The sequence below is a fragment of the Actinokineospora baliensis genome (assembly GCF_016907695.1).
Taxonomy (GTDB): Bacteria; Actinomycetota; Actinomycetes; order Mycobacteriales; family Pseudonocardiaceae; genus Actinokineospora; species Actinokineospora baliensis.
In genome coordinates this window covers 826,489-841,410 of sequence record NZ_JAFBCK010000001.1, presented here as the reverse complement: position 1 = coordinate 841,410, position 14,922 = coordinate 826,489, and the positions used below count along the sequence as shown (strand labels likewise).

At 71.7% G+C, this 14,922-nt stretch carries 16 protein-coding genes; 13 read left to right on the top strand and 3 right to left on the bottom strand.

Annotated elements, in window-relative coordinates:
- Positions 1-162 precede the first annotated feature (162 nt).
- From JOD54_RS03665 to JOD54_RS03605, 13 genes are all read left to right on the top strand, one after another.
- On the top strand, positions 163-1,695 hold the full coding sequence (locus JOD54_RS03665; RefSeq protein ID WP_204456059.1) for an AMP-binding protein: 1,533 nt from the start codon (positions 163-165) through the stop codon (positions 1,693-1,695).
- Positions 1,692-1,925 (top strand): glutaredoxin family protein, encoded by a 234-nt coding sequence (locus JOD54_RS03660; RefSeq protein ID WP_204449176.1) that lies wholly within the window; start codon positions 1,692-1,694, stop codon positions 1,923-1,925. Before JOD54_RS03665 ends, JOD54_RS03660 begins: the two co-directional genes overlap by 4 nt.
- Positions 1,926-2,030: 105 nt before the next feature.
- Complete coding sequence (locus tag JOD54_RS03655; RefSeq protein WP_307859817.1) at positions 2,031-3,494, top strand: molybdopterin-dependent oxidoreductase; 1,464 nt, start codon at positions 2,031-2,033, stop codon at positions 3,492-3,494.
- A 113-nt stretch (positions 3,495-3,607) separates the two neighbouring features.
- Positions 3,608-4,267 carry a fasciclin domain-containing protein gene (locus JOD54_RS03650; protein WP_204449174.1) on the top strand — a complete coding sequence of 220 codons (660 nt, stop codon included), beginning with the start codon at positions 3,608-3,610 and terminating at the stop codon, positions 4,265-4,267.
- A 177-nt stretch (positions 4,268-4,444) separates the two neighbouring features.
- The gene (locus JOD54_RS03645) at positions 4,445-5,245 is read left to right on the top strand and encodes a redox-sensing transcriptional repressor Rex (protein WP_204449173.1); all 801 of its coding nucleotides are present in this window, start codon (positions 4,445-4,447) and stop codon (positions 5,243-5,245) included.
- Positions 5,242-6,570 carry a glutamyl-tRNA reductase gene (locus JOD54_RS03640; RefSeq protein WP_204449172.1) on the top strand — a complete coding sequence of 443 codons (1,329 nt, stop codon included), beginning with the start codon at positions 5,242-5,244 and terminating at the stop codon, positions 6,568-6,570. The genes JOD54_RS03645 and JOD54_RS03640 overlap by 4 nt, the downstream gene beginning before the upstream one ends.
- Positions 6,558-7,514, top strand: coding sequence for a hydroxymethylbilane synthase (hemC, locus tag JOD54_RS03635; RefSeq protein WP_204449171.1), 957 nt, complete (start codon positions 6,558-6,560; stop codon positions 7,512-7,514). Before JOD54_RS03640 ends, hemC begins: the two co-directional genes overlap by 13 nt.
- Before the next feature lie 20 nt (positions 7,515-7,534).
- Positions 7,535-9,067: a bifunctional uroporphyrinogen-III C-methyltransferase/uroporphyrinogen-III synthase gene (locus tag JOD54_RS03630; RefSeq protein ID WP_204449170.1), complete on the top strand. Its 1,533-nt coding sequence runs from the start codon at positions 7,535-7,537 to the stop codon at positions 9,065-9,067.
- A 72-nt stretch (positions 9,068-9,139) separates the two neighbouring features.
- Positions 9,140-10,117, top strand: a complete 978-nt coding sequence (gene hemB, locus JOD54_RS03625; RefSeq protein WP_204449169.1) for a porphobilinogen synthase — start codon at positions 9,140-9,142, stop codon at positions 10,115-10,117.
- 16 nt (positions 10,118-10,133) lie between these two features.
- Positions 10,134-10,628 (top strand): hypothetical protein, encoded by a 495-nt coding sequence (locus tag JOD54_RS03620; protein WP_204449168.1) that lies wholly within the window; start codon positions 10,134-10,136, stop codon positions 10,626-10,628.
- Positions 10,621-11,064 (top strand): transport-regulating membrane protein Mce1N, encoded by a 444-nt coding sequence (mce1N, locus tag JOD54_RS03615; RefSeq protein WP_204449167.1) that lies wholly within the window; start codon positions 10,621-10,623, stop codon positions 11,062-11,064. The genes JOD54_RS03620 and mce1N overlap by 8 nt, the downstream gene beginning before the upstream one ends.
- Positions 11,065-11,126: 62 nt before the next feature.
- Positions 11,127-11,675, top strand: a complete 549-nt coding sequence (locus JOD54_RS03610) for a hypothetical protein (protein WP_204449166.1) — start codon at positions 11,127-11,129, stop codon at positions 11,673-11,675.
- Between the two features lie 89 nt (positions 11,676-11,764).
- The gene (locus JOD54_RS03605) at positions 11,765-12,307 is read left to right on the top strand and encodes a hypothetical protein (protein ID WP_204449165.1); all 543 of its coding nucleotides are present in this window, start codon (positions 11,765-11,767) and stop codon (positions 12,305-12,307) included.
- A gap of 73 nt (positions 12,308-12,380) precedes the next feature.
- Here JOD54_RS03605 and JOD54_RS03600 read toward each other — a convergent pair whose 3' ends face one another.
- From JOD54_RS03600 to hemL, 3 genes are read right to left on the bottom strand one after another with little or no spacing between them, the layout of a single operon-like run.
- On the bottom strand, positions 12,381-12,953 hold the full coding sequence (locus JOD54_RS03600) for a TlpA family protein disulfide reductase (protein ID WP_204449164.1): 573 nt from the start codon (positions 12,951-12,953) through the stop codon (positions 12,381-12,383).
- Positions 12,953-13,582 (bottom strand): histidine phosphatase family protein, encoded by a 630-nt coding sequence (locus JOD54_RS03595; RefSeq protein WP_204449163.1) that lies wholly within the window; start codon positions 13,580-13,582, stop codon positions 12,953-12,955. Before JOD54_RS03595 ends, JOD54_RS03600 begins: the two co-directional genes overlap by 1 nt.
- Positions 13,579-14,898, bottom strand: a complete 1,320-nt coding sequence (gene hemL, locus JOD54_RS03590; RefSeq protein ID WP_307859816.1) for a glutamate-1-semialdehyde 2,1-aminomutase — start codon at positions 14,896-14,898, stop codon at positions 13,579-13,581. Before hemL ends, JOD54_RS03595 begins: the two co-directional genes overlap by 4 nt.
- Positions 14,899-14,922 lie beyond the last annotated feature (24 nt).

Here is a 14,922-nt window from a genome sequence, read left to right as displayed (position 1 = left end):
CAGCTGACTGTGGTTACTTTTCGGTAGGTAACGGCGGGTGGGCCAGGATGGGGTCGGAGTAGGTAGTTAACCGTGACGTGGGTGATGCGTGCCACACTGCGGCGCCCGTCGCTTCCTGGTCGGGGTTCGAACTGCTGGATACGTCAGGAGAGGGCCGTGGTGATGGCGGAAGAGTCCACCGGCAATGTCGCCGACCTGCTGACCGCGGCGAGCGAGAAGGTACCCGCCCACCCCGGGCTGGTCGACGTGCCCAACGCGCGCTCACTGAGCTGGCAGCGGCTCGACGCGGTGGTCGGCCGCTACGCGAACGCGCTGGCCGGGCTGGGGGTCGCCCCCGGTGACCGGGTCGCGGTGGTGATGTCCAACAGCCTCCAGGCGGGTGTCGTGCTGTTCGCGGTGCTGCGGGCCGGTGCGGTGGCGGTGCCGATCGGTACCGACGCGGTGGCCCGTGAAGTCGAGCGGGTTCTCGACCACAGCGGTGTGTGTTTCGCTTTCGGCGTACCCAGGGTTACCGATCGCACCGGGGGAGTCGTCACCGCCCTCCCCGATCCGGTGCTCGATGACTCCTCGGAGTCGGAAGTCGCAGGTCCGCGCCGTGCGGGCGGCGAGGACATCGCGCTGCTCTGCTACACCTCCGGCACCGCGGGCACCCCGCGCGGCGTGATGCTGTCGCACCGCGCGCTGCTGGCCAACGCCGCGCAGTGCGCCGCGCTGCGACCCGCCCCCGTGACCCAGGCCGACCGCGTCCTGCTCGCGGTGCCGCTGTCGCACGCCTATGGCCTGTCCGGCCTGTGGCAGGTCGCGCTGACCGGGGCCACCGGAGTCCTGACCGGCAAGTTCGACATCGACACCGCGCTGGAGGCGTGCCGCGAGCACCGGGTGACCACGCTCGTCGGGGTGCCCGCGATCTACCAGGCGCTGGCCACCGCGGGCCGCGACCGGCTCGGCGAGGCGCTGGCGACCGCGCGCGTGCTCACCTCCGGCGCCGCGCCGCTCGAGCCGCGCACGCTCGCCCTGTTCCGCCAGGAGACGGGTCTATCGATCTTCGAGGGGTACGGGCTGACCGAGACCGGCCCGGTGCTCACGTCCACCCTGGTCGGCGGCGTGGCCAAGCCGGGGTTCGTCGGCGGGGCGATCCCCGGGGTCGAGTTGCGCCTGGTCGACGCCGAGGGCAGGCCCGTGGCCGCGTCCGCGGACCCGGACGAGTCGCTCGCGTCGGACTTCGGCGAGGACTCCGACACCGGCCTGGTCGCCGCGCGCGGGGCGAACCTGTTCAGCGGGTACTGGCCCGACGGTGCCGGTGGCCCCGACGCCGACGGCTGGTTCCGCACCGGCGACGTCGGCTACTTCGACGGCGACGGGGACCTGCGGCTGGTCGACCGGGCGACCGACCTGATCATCGTCAACGGCTTCAACGTCTACCCGCACGAGGTCGAGCAGGTCGTCGGCGAGCTCCCGGAGGTCGCCGAGGTGGCCGCGGTGGGGGTGCCGGACGAACGCGCCGGGGAGCGCGTCCGGCTGGTCGTCGTGCCCAGGGAAGGCGTCGAGCTGACCAAGGAGCGGTTGCTGGAGCACTGCCGGGCGAACCTCGCGCGGTTCAAGGTGCCCGCGGTCGTCGAGTTCGCCGAGTCCCTGCCGCACTCGGTCACCGGCAAGATCCGGCGGGCGGGCCTGCGCGGTAGCGTCGAGCCATGAGCAGGGTGACCGTCATGACCAGGCAGGGCTGCCACGCGTGCGAGGTGGCCGAGGCCGATGTGTCCCGCATCTGCGCGGACCTGGACGTGCGCTGGTCGGCGGTCGACGTGGACAGCGATCCGGAGTTGCGCGCCGAGTACGGGGACCGGGTGCCGGTGATCCTGGTCGACGACGCCGAGCACGGGTACTGGCAGGTCGAGGAAGACCGGCTGCGCGCGGCGTTGGCCTGAGCGAACCCCGGCGCCTTCGGCGGCGAACCTCGGAGCTTTCGGCTACGAAGTGTTCTTGTGGACACTTTGCGCAAGAGGGTTGCCGCACTCATTGGCGTACTCGCCGTGGCAGCCGCTCTGGCTGCTGGTCACCTCGTCGCCGGTTTCGTGGGCCCCAACGCCTCGCCGTTCCTCGCCGTGGGCAACACCGCGATCGACCTCACGCCGACTTGGCTCAAGGACTTCGCGGTCCGCACCTTCGGCACCTACGACAAGCTCGTCCTGCTCAGCGGGATGGGCCTAACGATCCTCGGGTTCGCCGTGGTGGCTGGACTCCTGTCGCGCCGGTCGCCGCTGCCTGGGTTGGTGTTGGCCGGGGTCCTTGGTCTGCTCGGGATCATCGCTGTGCTCAACCGGCCAGACCTAGGTGCTGTCGCCGTACTTGCGCCTATAGCGGCGCTCTTGGCCGGTGTGCTCGCTTTCCGCTTCTTGCACCGAACCGCCCTGGGACGCACCGATGACGAATCCCGCCGCACCTTCTTGCGCCTGTCTGGCGGTCTTGCCGTCGGCGCAGGCGTCTTCGGCGGGTTCGGTCAGTTCCTGGCCGGTCGCGTTGACGTAGAGGGTTCTCGCGCCGCTGTCGGCTCTCTCAAGCCGGCCACTCCGGCCCCCGCCATCCCCAACGGCGCGGACTTCGCCAGCATCGGCACGCCCACGTTCATCACGCCCAACAAGGATTTCTACCGCATCGACACGGCTCTTACCGTGCCCCGCCTCCGCGCCGAGGACTGGCACCTGCGCATCCACGGCATGGTCGACACGGAGCTCAACCTCGACTTCGGTGACATCCGCGACCGTCCCCTCGTCGAGCGCACCATCACCATGACCTGCGTTTCCAACGAGGTCGGCGGCCCCTACATCTCCACCACCAACTTCACCGGCGTGCTCCTGCGCGACCTCTTGCTCGAAGCGGGCGTTGGAGCCGACGCGGACCTGCTCTTCTCCACCAGCACGGACGGCTGGACTGCCGGAACACCGCTGGCCGACGTGATGGACCCCCGCCGCGGTGCCATGCTGGCGATCGGCATGAACGGCGAGCCCCTGCCGGTCGAGCACGGCTTCCCCGCGCGCCTCGTGGTGCCCGGCCTCTACGGGTACGTCTCCGCCACCAAGTGGGTCGTGGACTTGGAGCTGATCCGCTCCGGCACGAAGACGTTCTACTGGGAGGACCGCGGCTGGGCTGCCCGGGCGCCGATCAAGACCCAGTCCCGGATCGACGTACCGCGCGGGTTCGCGACCGTGCCAGCCGGACCGGTGACCGTGGCGGGCATCGCCTGGGCGCAGAACGTGGGGGTCGACAAGGTGGAGGTCCGCGTCGACGGCGGACCGTGGCAGGCGGCGGACCTGGCCGCCGAGGTCAACGACCAGACCTGGCGGCACTGGCGGACGACCTTCTCGCTGACCTCCGGGAGTCACCGGGCCGAGGTACGGGCGACGGATCGCAACGGGGTGGTGCAGACGGATGTGCGGGTGCCGCCGATCCCCGACGGGGCAACGGGGTGGCACTCTTCACTGTTCACTGTGGAGTGATCTTTTCGGGCATCGCGCGATTCACCCCTTCCGGGGACACGGGCTCGGCGCGCCAACCAGGACGTCCGGCCGTGGCGAACTCTTAGGACTGTCTACGTTCTAAGGAGATCCTGGTGGGCAAACTCAAGCCGGTCCTCGGTGTCGCACTGGTCGCGTTGTCCCTGGCCGCGTGCGGGAGCAGCGAGACGGGGAGCAGCTCTTCCTCTGCCGCCCCTGTGGCGACCACTACCGCTGCCTCCAAGATGGGTGCCGCCGCGGCCGCCGGTGATGGGGTGACCACGGCGGCCGATGTCTTCGGGCCCAGTTGCAAGGACCTGCCGCAGGGGGACGCCTCTGGTGGGCTCACCTCCATGGGGGTTCAGCCGGTCGCCACCGCGGCCGGGACCAATCCCCTGTTGACGAAGTTGGTGGCCGCGGTCCAGGCGATTCCCGGGCTCGCGGACACCCTCAACACCACCGACAACCTGACCGTGTTCGCCCCGGCTGATCCGGCTTTCGCGGCGCTGGGTGAGGCCAAGTTCCAGGAGTTGGCGCAGAACCCGACGGCGCTGGCCCCCATCCTGCAGTTCCACGTGGTCGCCAAGCGCTACAACAAGGACGGGCTGCTCGCCGCCAAGACGGTGAAGTCGCTCAACGCGGCGGGCGGGGACATCACGATCGCGGGGTCGGGCGACGACGTCACGATCAATGGCGCGAAGGTGCTCTGCGGGAACATCCCGACGAAGAACGCGACGGTCTTCGTCATCGACTCGGTGCTGATGCCGAAGGCCTAAGCGGACCAAGCGCGCAGGTGGGCGGGTGTGCGGCCCGCCCACCCGCCGCGGGGAGGGGGAGTCGTCCGGGTCACGTTGTGGGCTTGGTCAAGCCGCTGGCCACTGACTTTGTGCACACGTTCACAAGCGGTACCGTAATGGCGACCCGGAGACGAAAACCCCTCGAGGAGCTACAGCGTGGCGGCACAGCGAGGCCAGCGGAACGGGGTCGGCGCCACCCCGCCCGCCCCCACCGCCGCCGAGATCACCACCCCGATCCCGAGGGTCACCGAGGTGCCCGCCGCTCGGGAGCGGGCGCGGGCGATCCCCGAGGCCGCCGTCGCCAGGTTGGCCGTCTACCTGCGGGTGCTCTCCGGGATGCAGGAGCACGGCGCGGGCACCGTCTCCAGCGAGGAACTCGCCGTCGCCGCCGGGGTGAACTCGGCGAAGCTGCGCAAGGACCTCTCCTACATCGGCTCGTACGGCACCAGGGGTGTCGGCTACGAGGTCGCGGTGCTGATCGAGGAGATCGAGCGGATCCTCGGCCTGACCCGCAAGCACAGCGTCGCGGTCATCGGAATCGGTAACCTGGGACACGCCCTTGCCAACTACGGCGGGTTCCCAGGACGGGGGTTTCCTGTGACCGCTCTCTTCGACGTCGATCCCGATCTGGTCGGCGTGCCCGTCGGCGGGTTGCCGGTGGAGCACATCGACGACATCCCGCGCGTGTGCGCCGAGCGGGAGGTTTCCATCGGCGTGATCGCCACGCCGCCGCCAGCCGCGCAGGCCGTGTGCGACCGGTTGGTCGCCGCGGGCGTGCAGTGCATCCTCAACTTCGCCCCGGTCGTGCTGCAGGTCCCCGACCACGTCGAGGTCCGCAAGGTCGACCTGGCCGTCGAGCTGCAGGTCCTGTCCTTCCACGTGGCCCGCCGGGCCGACAACGCCGCCGTGCTCGCCGAGGCCAACGGGCGGGCCGTGGACGGGTTGGTCGTCTCATGAGCGTCATCGCGGTCGGGATGTCGCACCGCAGCGCCGATGTGCGGCTGCTGGAGCGGGTCACCGTGTCCGCCGTCGACGTCCCCAAGGTCCTCGCCGACCTGCTGGCCTGCGACAACGTCGCCGAGGCGGTGCTGGTCTCCACCTGCAACCGGGTCGAGGTCTACGCCGTCGTCGAGGCGTTCCACGCGGGACTGGCCGACATCGCGGGCGTGCTGTCGCGGCACTCCGGCACCGATGTCGCCGCCCTCTATGACCACCTCTACGTGCACTACGCCGCCGCAGCGGCCCAGCACCTGTTCACCGTCACTGCGGGTCTCGACTCCATGGTCGTCGGCGAGTCGCAGATCCTCGGTCAGGTGCGGGCGGCCTATAGCTCGGCCCGTGCGGCGGGCACCGTCGGGCGCACCCTGCACGAGCTGGTCCAGCAGGCGCTGCGCATCGGCAAGCGCGTACACACCGACACCGGCCTCGACCAGGTCGGCGGCTCGGTCGTCTCCGAAGCCCTGGCCGACGCGGACGCCGCGCTCGGGGGGCTCGCCGGGCGGCGCGCACTGATCGTGGGCGCCGGGTCGATGGGTGGTCTCACCGCCGCCGCGCTGCGCCGCGCGGGCATCGGTGAGGTCGTCGTCGCCAACCGGTCCGAGGCCAACGGGGCGCGGCTGGCCGCGTCGCTGGTCGAGCAGGGCGTGCCCGCGACGGCCACCGGCCTCGGCGAGCTGGCCGAGCGGGTCGCCGAGGCGGACCTGGTGGTCTCCTGCACCGGCGCGGTCGGCGCGGTGATCACCGAGGACACCGTGCTCCCCCGCGCGGGCAGGCCGCTGGTCATCTGCGACCTCGGCCTGCCGCGCGACGTCGCCGAGGGCGTCGCCGAGGTCGACGACGTGCGCGTGGTCGACCTGGCCAGCCTGCAGCGGCGGCTGGCCGAGTCGCCGAGCGGCACCGACACCCAGCGGGCCGTCGAGATCGTCGCCGAGGAGGTGCGCGGCTACCTCGCCGCGCAGCGCTCGGCCGAGGTGACCCCCACGGTCACCGCGCTGCGCCGCCGCGCCGCCGAGGTGGTCGACGCGGAGCTGCTGCGGCTGGACGCGCGGTTGCCCGACCTGGACTCCCCGGTGCGCGAAGAACTCGCCCGCACGGTGCGCCGGGTGGTCGACAAGCTGCTGCACACCCCGACGGTCCGGGTCAAGGAACTGGCCTCCGGACCGAGCGGAACCGGCTACGCCGAGGCGCTGCGCGAGCTGTTCGCGCTCGACCCGCAGCGGCCCGCGGCCGTGACATCCCCCCTTGAGCCCGCTGTGGACGGTGGTTCGGCATGGACCGAGTGATCAGGATCGGGACGCGCGGTAGCGCGCTCGCGCTGACCCAGACCAGGATCGTGGCCGACGTGCTCGAGCGCGCCGGGGCCACGGTCGAGCTCATCACCATCTCCACCCCCGGTGACCGCTCGTCGGCCCCGATCGCCGAGATCGGCGTCGGCGTGTTCACCTCCGCGCTGCGCGACGCGCTCGCCGAGGGCACCGTCGACGTCGCGGTGCACTCGTACAAGGACCTGCCGACCGCCCCCGACCCGCGCCTGTCGCTGGCCGCGGTGCCGCCCCGCGAGGACCCGCGCGACGCGCTGATCGCCCGCGACGGCCTCACCCTCGGCGAGCTGCCCCCCGGCTCCCGCCTGGGCACCGGCTCCCCCCGGCGCGCCGCGCAGCTGCGCGCGCTCGGCTTCGGCCACGTGATCGTGCCGATCCGGGGCAACGTCGACACCCGCATCGCCATGGTCACCAACGGCGAGCTCGACGGGGTCGTGCTGGCCCGCGCGGGCCTGGCCCGGCTGGGCAGGCTCGCCGAGATCACCGAGACCCTCGACCCGATCCAGATGCTGCCCGCCCCCGCGCAGGGCGCGCTGGCGGTCGAGTGCCGCGTCGACGACGTCGACGTCGAACACCTACTCCAGTCCACAGTGGACGACGAGGCCACCCGCGCCGCGGTGGCCGCCGAGCGGGCGATGCTCGCCGCGCTCGAAGCGGGCTGCAGCGCGCCGGTTGGCGCTTTGGCCGAGGTAGTGGAGGATCTCGACGCCGACGACAGGGTCGTGTACCGCCTGTCGTTGCGCGGGGTCGCCGCCGCGTACGACGCCGACGACCCGGCCGGGGCCGTCGACATCATGCGCGCATCGGCAACCGGTGACCTGACCGCAGGAGAGCAGCTCGGTCGTGCGCTGGCCGCCGAGCTGCTGGAACTCGGGGCCGGGGTGCTCTCCGGTCCCGAGGCGTAGTTGATGGGAAGTGGCCTGACATGACCACCCGTGCACGAAAGTCCCCCGGACGCGTCGCCTTCGTCGGCTCCGGCCCCGGCGACGCGGGACTGCTCACCGTCCGCGCGAAAGAGCTGCTCGAACGCGCGGAGCTCGTGGTGACCGACCCCGACGTCCCCTCTGGCGTGCTCGCGCTCGCCAGGCCGGGCGCCGAGGTCCGGCCAGCCGTCGGCGAACCGGCCGACGTGGCCAAAGACCTGGCAGGCGAGGCCAAGGCGGGCCGGGTCGTGGTCCGCCTCGTCGCCGGTGACCCGCTGACCCACTCCGCGGTGGTGGCCGAGGCTCAGGCCGTGGCCCGCACCAGCGCGGTGTTCGACGTGATCCCCGGCGTGTCCGCGGCGACCGCGGTGCCCGCCTACGCGGGGATCGCGCTCGGCTCCACGCACACCGAGGTCGACGTCCGCGGCGACATCGACTGGGCCGCCCTGGCAGGCGTGCCGGGGCCGCTGGTGCTGCACGCCAGCGCCAGCCACCTCGCCGAGGCCGCGTCCTCGCTGGTCGAGCACGGCCTGGCGCCGCAGACCCCGGTCGCGGTGACCGCGGACGGCACCAACACCAGCCAGCGCACCATCGACACCACGCTGGCCTCGCTGGCCGCCGATGCCGGGGAGATCTCCGGGCACCTGGTGGTCACCGTCGGCCAGGCGGTGGCGGCGCGCTCGAAGCTGTCCTGGTGGGAGTCGCGGGCGCTCTACGGCTGGCGGGTCCTGGTGCCGCGCACCAAGGACCAGGCAGGCGAGATGAGCGAGCGGCTGCACCTGCACGGCGCGATCCCCAGCGAGGTGCCGACCATCTCGGTCGAGCCGCCGCGCAGCCCGGCGCAGATGGAGCGCTCGGTCAAGGGCCTGGTCGACGGCCGCTACCAGTGGGTCATCTTCACCTCGACCAACGCGGTCCGCGCGGTCTGGGAGAAGTTCGCCGAGTTCGGCCTCGACGCGCGCGCGTTCTCCGGCGTGAAGATCGCCTGCGTCGGCGAGTCGACCGCGGCGAAGGTGCGCTCGTTCGGCATCAACCCCGAACTGGTGCCCTCCGGCGAGCAGTCCAGCGAGGGCCTGCTGGCGGACTTCCCGCCCTACGACGACATCCTCGACCCGGTCGAGCGGGTGCTGCTGCCGCGCGCGGACATCGCCACCGAGACCCTCGCCGCCGGTCTGCGCGACCGCGGCTGGGAGATCGACGACGTGACCGCGTACCGGACCGTGCGGGCGGCGCCGCCGCCTGCCGAGACCCGCGAGATGATCAAGACCGGCGGGTTCGACGCGGTGTGCTTCACCTCGTCGTCCACCGTGCGCAACCTGGTCGGCATCGCGGGCAAGCCGCACGCGCGGACCCTGGTCGCCTGCATCGGCCCGAAGACGGCCGAGACGGCGCGGGAGTTCGGCCTGCGGGTCGACGTCCAACCCGAGCACGCGACGGTCCCCGCCCTGGTGGACGCGCTCGCCGAGCACGCGGCCCGGTTGCGCGCGGAAGGGGCACTGCCCCCACCGCGCAAAACCAAGCGCGCACGGCGATAGGACTTCGAGCAGGCGGTGTGCACCAGCACACCGCCTGCCTGTTTTCACACCGGCTTTCGAAAGGCCACCCGGATGTTCCCGAACCACCGCCCGCGCCGACTCCGCCGCACGCCAGCCCTGCGGCGCCTGGTCAGCGAGACCGAGGTGCGCCCGAGGCAGTTGGTGCTGCCGATGTTCGTGAAGGAGGGCGCCACCGAGCCCATCCCGATCGCGAGCATGCCCGGCGTCGTCCAGCACACGCGGGACACGCTGCGCAAGGCGGCCGTCGAGGCGGTGCAGGCCGGGGTCGGCGGGATCATGCTCTTCGGCGTGCCGACGACCAGGGACGCCACCGGGTCCGGCGGGATCGACCCGGACGGCGTCCTCAACGTGTCGCTGCGCGACCTGCGGGCCGAGCTCGGTGACGACACCGTGCTGATGTCGGACCTGTGCCTGGACGAGTTCACCGACCACGGCCACTGCGGCGTCCTGGACGCCAACGGCGCCGTGGACAACGACGCCACCCTCGCCCTCTACGCGGACATGGCGCTGGCGCAGGCCGACGCGGGCGCCCAGTACGTCGGTCCCAGCGGCATGATGGACGGCCAGGTCGGGGTGATCCGCGAGGCCCTCGACTCGGCGGGGCACATCGACACCGGCATCCTCGCGTACTCGGTGAAGTTCGCCTCCGCCTTCTTCGGCCCGTTCCGCGACGCCGTGGAGTCCCAGCTCACCGGCGACCGGATGAGCTACCAGCAGGACCCGGCCAACGTCCGCGAGGCGCTGCGGGAGGCCGCGCTCGACCTCAACGAGGGCGCGGACCTGGTCATGGTCAAGCCCGCGCTGGCCTACCTGGACGTGATCCGCGCGGTGCGGGACATGGCCGACGTCCCGGTCGCCGCCTACCAGGTGTCCGGCGAGTACGCGATGGTCGAGGCCGCCGCGGCCAACGGCTGGCTCGACCGGCGCCGCACGGTGCTGGAATCGCTGCTCGCGATCCGCCGCGCCGGGGCCGACGTGATCCTGAGCTACTGGGCCACCGAGGCCGCGGGCTGGCTCGACCAGAGCTGACCGGTATGTTCGCGCGGTGACGGTGCCCGAGGAACCCCCGGTCATGCCCACCGCCGACGAGGCGGAGGTCCGCACCGACCCGCCCATCGCGGTCCGGGTCTCGTTCTGGCTGTGGGTGCTCGCCGGGACCCTCGGCGTGGTGGGCGCGGCGCTGTTCTTCACCCTGCGCGAGGACTGGGCGGTGCGGGAGTACGAGCGGGCGCGCGCTGCGGGCCGGGCCACCCAGACCGCGGCCGAGGTGGCGCAGACCGCCGTCGGGGTGTCCTGGTGGCTGCTGCTCGGCTCGATCATGTTCCTCGGCTTCTTCCTGCTGCTGGCCTACCAAGCGCGCCGGGGCGTCCGCAAGGCGCGGACGCTGCTGCTGGTGCTCGCGGTGTTCGCCGCGCTGTTCCAGTACTCCGTCGGCCGGGTCACCATCTACGGCCTCGGCAGCGCGCTGGTGATCGTCGTGGCCGTCGGCCTGCTCTACACCAGGGGCGCCAGGCGGTTCTTCCCCGTCGGCCGTGGTTGACCCCGACGAGGGCCCGGTCCTCTACGCCGAACCGGGCTCGACGTGGTGGCCGGTGCTGTGGGGGCCGCTGTTCGCCGCCGCGGGCGCCGGGGTCGAGGCGGCCAGCGGGCGGGTGCACGGGTTCGCCTGGGCGATGGTCGGCCTGGCCCTGTTCGCGATGGCCGCCGGGTGGGTCAGCGCCCGCCGCAAGATCTGCCGGGTCGCGCTGACCCCGGCGGCGCTGCACCAGGGCCGTGAATCGCTGCCGGTGGCCAGGATCAAATCGGTCACCGGGGTCGGCGCACCGGCCGGTGCCCGACCGCTCGGCGGTGGGTGGACGGTGCCGAAGAAAACCACCGAAGTACCGCTGGAACTCGACGACGGAACGGTTGTTCTCGCGTGGGCGGCCGATCCGGTGGCGCTTGCCGATGCGGTGCGGCGATTGGTGGCCGAATAACATTTCGGAGGTTGCGCACAACCGGGATGCGCGCGATCGGGAAATGCTCTAATTTCCGCACAATGACCTCGAACGACCCCGAACCCGATCCGGACAAGACGTGGCAGCCGATGCCCGCCGCGCCACCGGTCCGCCAACTGCTGCCGCACCAGGAATGGCCGACCGAACGGCCGCCGCTGGTCCAGACCGCGTTCCGGCTGCTGATCGCGCTCGCCGTGTTCAACCTGGCCCTGTCGGTCATCGTCATCGCCATCGGCCCGGCCGGGTTCGAGCCCGTGGTCGAAGCCGCGCTCGACGGCGAAGAGGCGTCGTCGACCGACATCAGCCTCGGCGCGACGGTGGCGTTCACCGTGACGCTGCTGCTCGCCCTGCTGCCCGGGATCGTCTACGCCGGTCTCAGCTTCCCGGTCCGCGCGGGCCACAACTGGGCCAGGGTGGTCATCACCGTCTTCGCCGGACTCCACCTCGCCGAACGGGTCTACCAGCTCATCGCGGGCGACGGCGGCGGGTTCGTCCTCCTGCTGCACATCGCGCTGCTCATCACCACGCTCGTCTGCCTCTACAGCAAGCAGGCCAGGCCCTACTTCCGGCCGGAAACCCCGGTCGTGTGACCTCGCCGCTGGTCCACCCCGGTGAACAGCACGGCAACAACCCCCGGTACAGGCGTGCACGGACTCTCAGGAAGCAATAGCTTCTCCCCATGACGACAAGTGGACCCGATCCCAACCAGCCCTACCAGCCCATGCCCGCCGCGCCGCCGATCAACGAACAGCTGCCCGCGGCGGTCAGGCCCAAGTCCGTGACCACCTCCTTCCAGCTCTGGGTCGTCAGCGCGATCCTGGGCGTCATCGGTTTCATCGTCACCGTGGCGATCGGCACCGACGCGCTGCGCGAGAACGCCGCGACGGCGCTGCGCAGCCAGGGCAAGGCGGCCACGGCCAGCGAGATCGACACCGTCGTGACCGCCGGTCTGGTGTTCGCCGGGGTCATCGCGGCCCTGTCCTTCGGGCTGTACCTGCTGTTCGCGTTCAAGATGCGCGCGGGCCGCAACTGGGCCCGGATGACCCTGGCCGTCCTCGGCACGATCGGCCTGATCGTCAACGTGCTCGGCCTGGTCAGCGAGGGCAATTCCCCGGCGAACCTGGTCGTCGGCGTGATCCAGGTGCTCCTGGTGGGCACGGCGATCTATTTCATGTTCACCGCCGATTCGAAGGCCTACTTCGAGACGACGCGCACCCGGTAGTGCCAGTCCCCACTTCGTGAAACCCGAGAGCGGCGGCCATTCGGCCGCCGCTCACCGGTTTTCCGAGCCGAAATCAGCTTTCAGCGATGAGCCGATCGATCACGGGTACCAAATCCTCCGCCAACAGGTCCCGCATGAAAGCCGCTGCCACCCGGCCCTGCTTATCGATCACGAAGGTCGCGGGCACCACCGCGCGCGGGTACCCCTTCAGCACGATCAGCGACTTGCCGGGCGGGTCGTAGATCGACGGGTAGGTCAGCCCCCGGTCCCGGATGAAGTCCTGCGCGGCGTCCTTCTGGTTGTCCCGCACGTCGACGCCGACCACCTGGACCTCGTCGGCGTACTTGTCCTGCACCTGCTGCAGTTGCGGCGCCTCCGCGCGGCACGGGCCGCACCACTGGCCCCAGACGTTGAGCACGACCACCTTGCCCCGGTAGGACGACACCGAGATCCGCGACTCGTCCATCAGGGACGGTCCGGTGATGTCCGGCAGGAGCTTGCGGTCGGCGCCGTCGTAGGTGATGTCGGTCTTGCCGCCGGGGGAGACGAAGACGAAGTCGGTGCCGCTGGCCACCGCGTTCTTGTCCGAGGAGCAGCCGGACACCAGGAGCAGTGCCACACCGAGGAGACCGAGCAGCGGCCGCATCAGGCGCCCGTGTTCTTCGGGTCGCTGCTGCCCGCGGGCTCCGAGTAGCGGATGCCGACCAGCCGCTCGTCGTCGAACACGAGGCTGGTCAGGGAAGCCAGGGAGCACTGGCGCTTGCGCGGGTCGTGCCACAGCCGCTTGCCCTCGAGGTAGCGCCGCAGCGTCCACACCGGCAACTGGTGCGACACGCACACCGCCTCGTGCCCGACCGCGGCCGCCCGGGCGCGGTGCGCGGCGGCGAGCATCCGGTGCGCGATCTCCAGGTACGGCTCCCCCCAGGACGGGGTGAACGGGTTGCGCAGGTGCGGCCAGTTCGCGGGCGAGCGCAGCGCGCCGTCGCCGACCGAGACCTTCTTGCCCTCGAAGACGTTCGCCGACTCGATCAGCCGCTCGTCGGTGGCCAACTCCAACCGGTGCGACGCGGCGATGGGCGTCGCGGTCTCCTGCGCGCGCTGCAGGGGCGAGGCGACGACGTGCACGATGTCGTGGTCGGCGAGGTGCTCGGCCACGGTGAGGGCCTGGCGCTTGCCGGTGTCGGACAGGTGGAAGCCGGGGAGCCTGCCGTAGAGGATGCCGGTGGGGTTGTGGACCTCGCCGTGGCGCAGCACGTGGACGATGGTCTGGGTCACGCGGGCTCCTTCGCGGCGGCCGCCGCGGCGGCGGCCTTGGGCAGTGCGGCGGCGATCTGCTCGAACGCGGCGTCGTCGAGCGCGGCGCTGACGAACCACGCCTCGAACGCGCTGGGCGGCGGGTAGACGCCGTGGTCGAGCAGCGCGTGGAAGAACGCCGGGAACCGCCAGGTCTGCGCGGCCTTCGCGGCGGCGTAGTCGGTGACCAGGTCCTCGGTGAAGAAGACGCTGAGCAGGTTGCCCGCGGTCTGCACCCGGTGCGCCACCCCCGCCGCCGACAGCGCCCCGCCGAGCAGCGAACCGAGCCGGGCGGCGTTGTCGTCGAGCGCCCGGTACACCGACTCGTCGGCCGCGCGCAGCGTCGCCAGGCCCGCGGCGACCGCGACCGGGTTACCGGAGAGGGTGCCCGCCTGGTAGACCGGACCGGCGGGGGCCAGGTGGTCCATGATGTCGGCGCGACCGCCGAAGGCCGCGGCGGGCAGCCCGCCGGACATGACCTTGCCGAAGGTGTACAGGTCGCCTGCCACCCCGTCGACGCCGAACCAGCCCGACGCCGAGACGCGGAAGCCGGTCATCACCTCGTCCATGATCAGCAGCGCGCCGTGCTCCGCGGTGATCTCGCGCAGCCCGGCGTTGAACCCGCCGACCGGCGCGATCGCGCCCATGTTGCCCGCGGCGGCCTCGGTGATCACCGCGGCGATCGACGGGCCGTGCTCGGCGAAGGCGGCGCGCACCGCGTCGAGGTCGTTGTAGGGCAGCACCAGGGTGTCCTCGGCCTGCGCCCCGGTGACCCCCGGCGTGGTGGGCAGGCCGAGCGTGGCGACCCCGGAGCCCGCCTCGGCCAGCAGCGCGTCCACGTGGCCGTGGTAGCAGCCCGCGAACTTGATGATCCGCTTGCGGCCGGTGAAGCCGCGGGCCAACCGGATCGCGCTCATGGTGGCCTCGGTGCCGGAGTTGACCAGCCGCACCCGGCTGACCGGCTCGACCCGCCGGACGATCTCCTCGGCCAGGTCGATCTCCCCGGCCGTCGGGGTGCCGAAGGACAACCCGGTGGTCGCCGCCGAGCGGACCGCCTCGACCACCGCCGGGTGCGCGTGCCCGAGGATCATCGGCCCCCAGGACGCCACCAGGTCGACGTAGCGGTTGTCGTCGGCGTCCCACAGGTAGGCGCCGAGCCCGCTGACCATGAACCGCGGTGTGCCGCCGACGGAGTTGAAGGCCCGCACCGGGGAGTTGACCCCGCCCGGGATGACCGCCTTCGCCCGGTCGAACAACGCCGCCGAGCCACGCACGTGTGCCTGCACCTCAGGTGTCACCCGACCAGTCTCGCAAACTCGGCG

Coding starts and splice junctions, on each gene's coding strand:
- JOD54_RS03630 (WP_204449170.1), top strand. CDS start 7,535: ATGACCACCCGTGCACGAAAGTCCCCCGGACGCGTCGCCTTCGTCGGC.
- hemB (WP_204449169.1), top strand. CDS start 9,140: ATGTTCCCGAACCACCGCCCGCGCCGACTCCGCCGCACGCCAGCCCTG.
- JOD54_RS03665 (WP_204456059.1), top strand. CDS start 163: ATGGCGGAAGAGTCCACCGGCAATGTCGCCGACCTGCTGACCGCGGCG.
- hemC (WP_204449171.1), top strand. CDS start 6,558: ATGGACCGAGTGATCAGGATCGGGACGCGCGGTAGCGCGCTCGCGCTG.
- JOD54_RS03600 (WP_204449164.1), bottom strand. CDS start 12,953: ATGCGGCCGCTGCTCGGTCTCCTCGGTGTGGCACTGCTCCTGGTGTCC.
- JOD54_RS03640 (WP_204449172.1), top strand. CDS start 5,242: ATGAGCGTCATCGCGGTCGGGATGTCGCACCGCAGCGCCGATGTGCGG.
- JOD54_RS03605 (WP_204449165.1), top strand. CDS start 11,765: ATGACGACAAGTGGACCCGATCCCAACCAGCCCTACCAGCCCATGCCC.
- JOD54_RS03660 (WP_204449176.1), top strand. CDS start 1,692: ATGAGCAGGGTGACCGTCATGACCAGGCAGGGCTGCCACGCGTGCGAG.
- JOD54_RS03610 (WP_204449166.1), top strand. CDS start 11,127: ATGACCTCGAACGACCCCGAACCCGATCCGGACAAGACGTGGCAGCCG.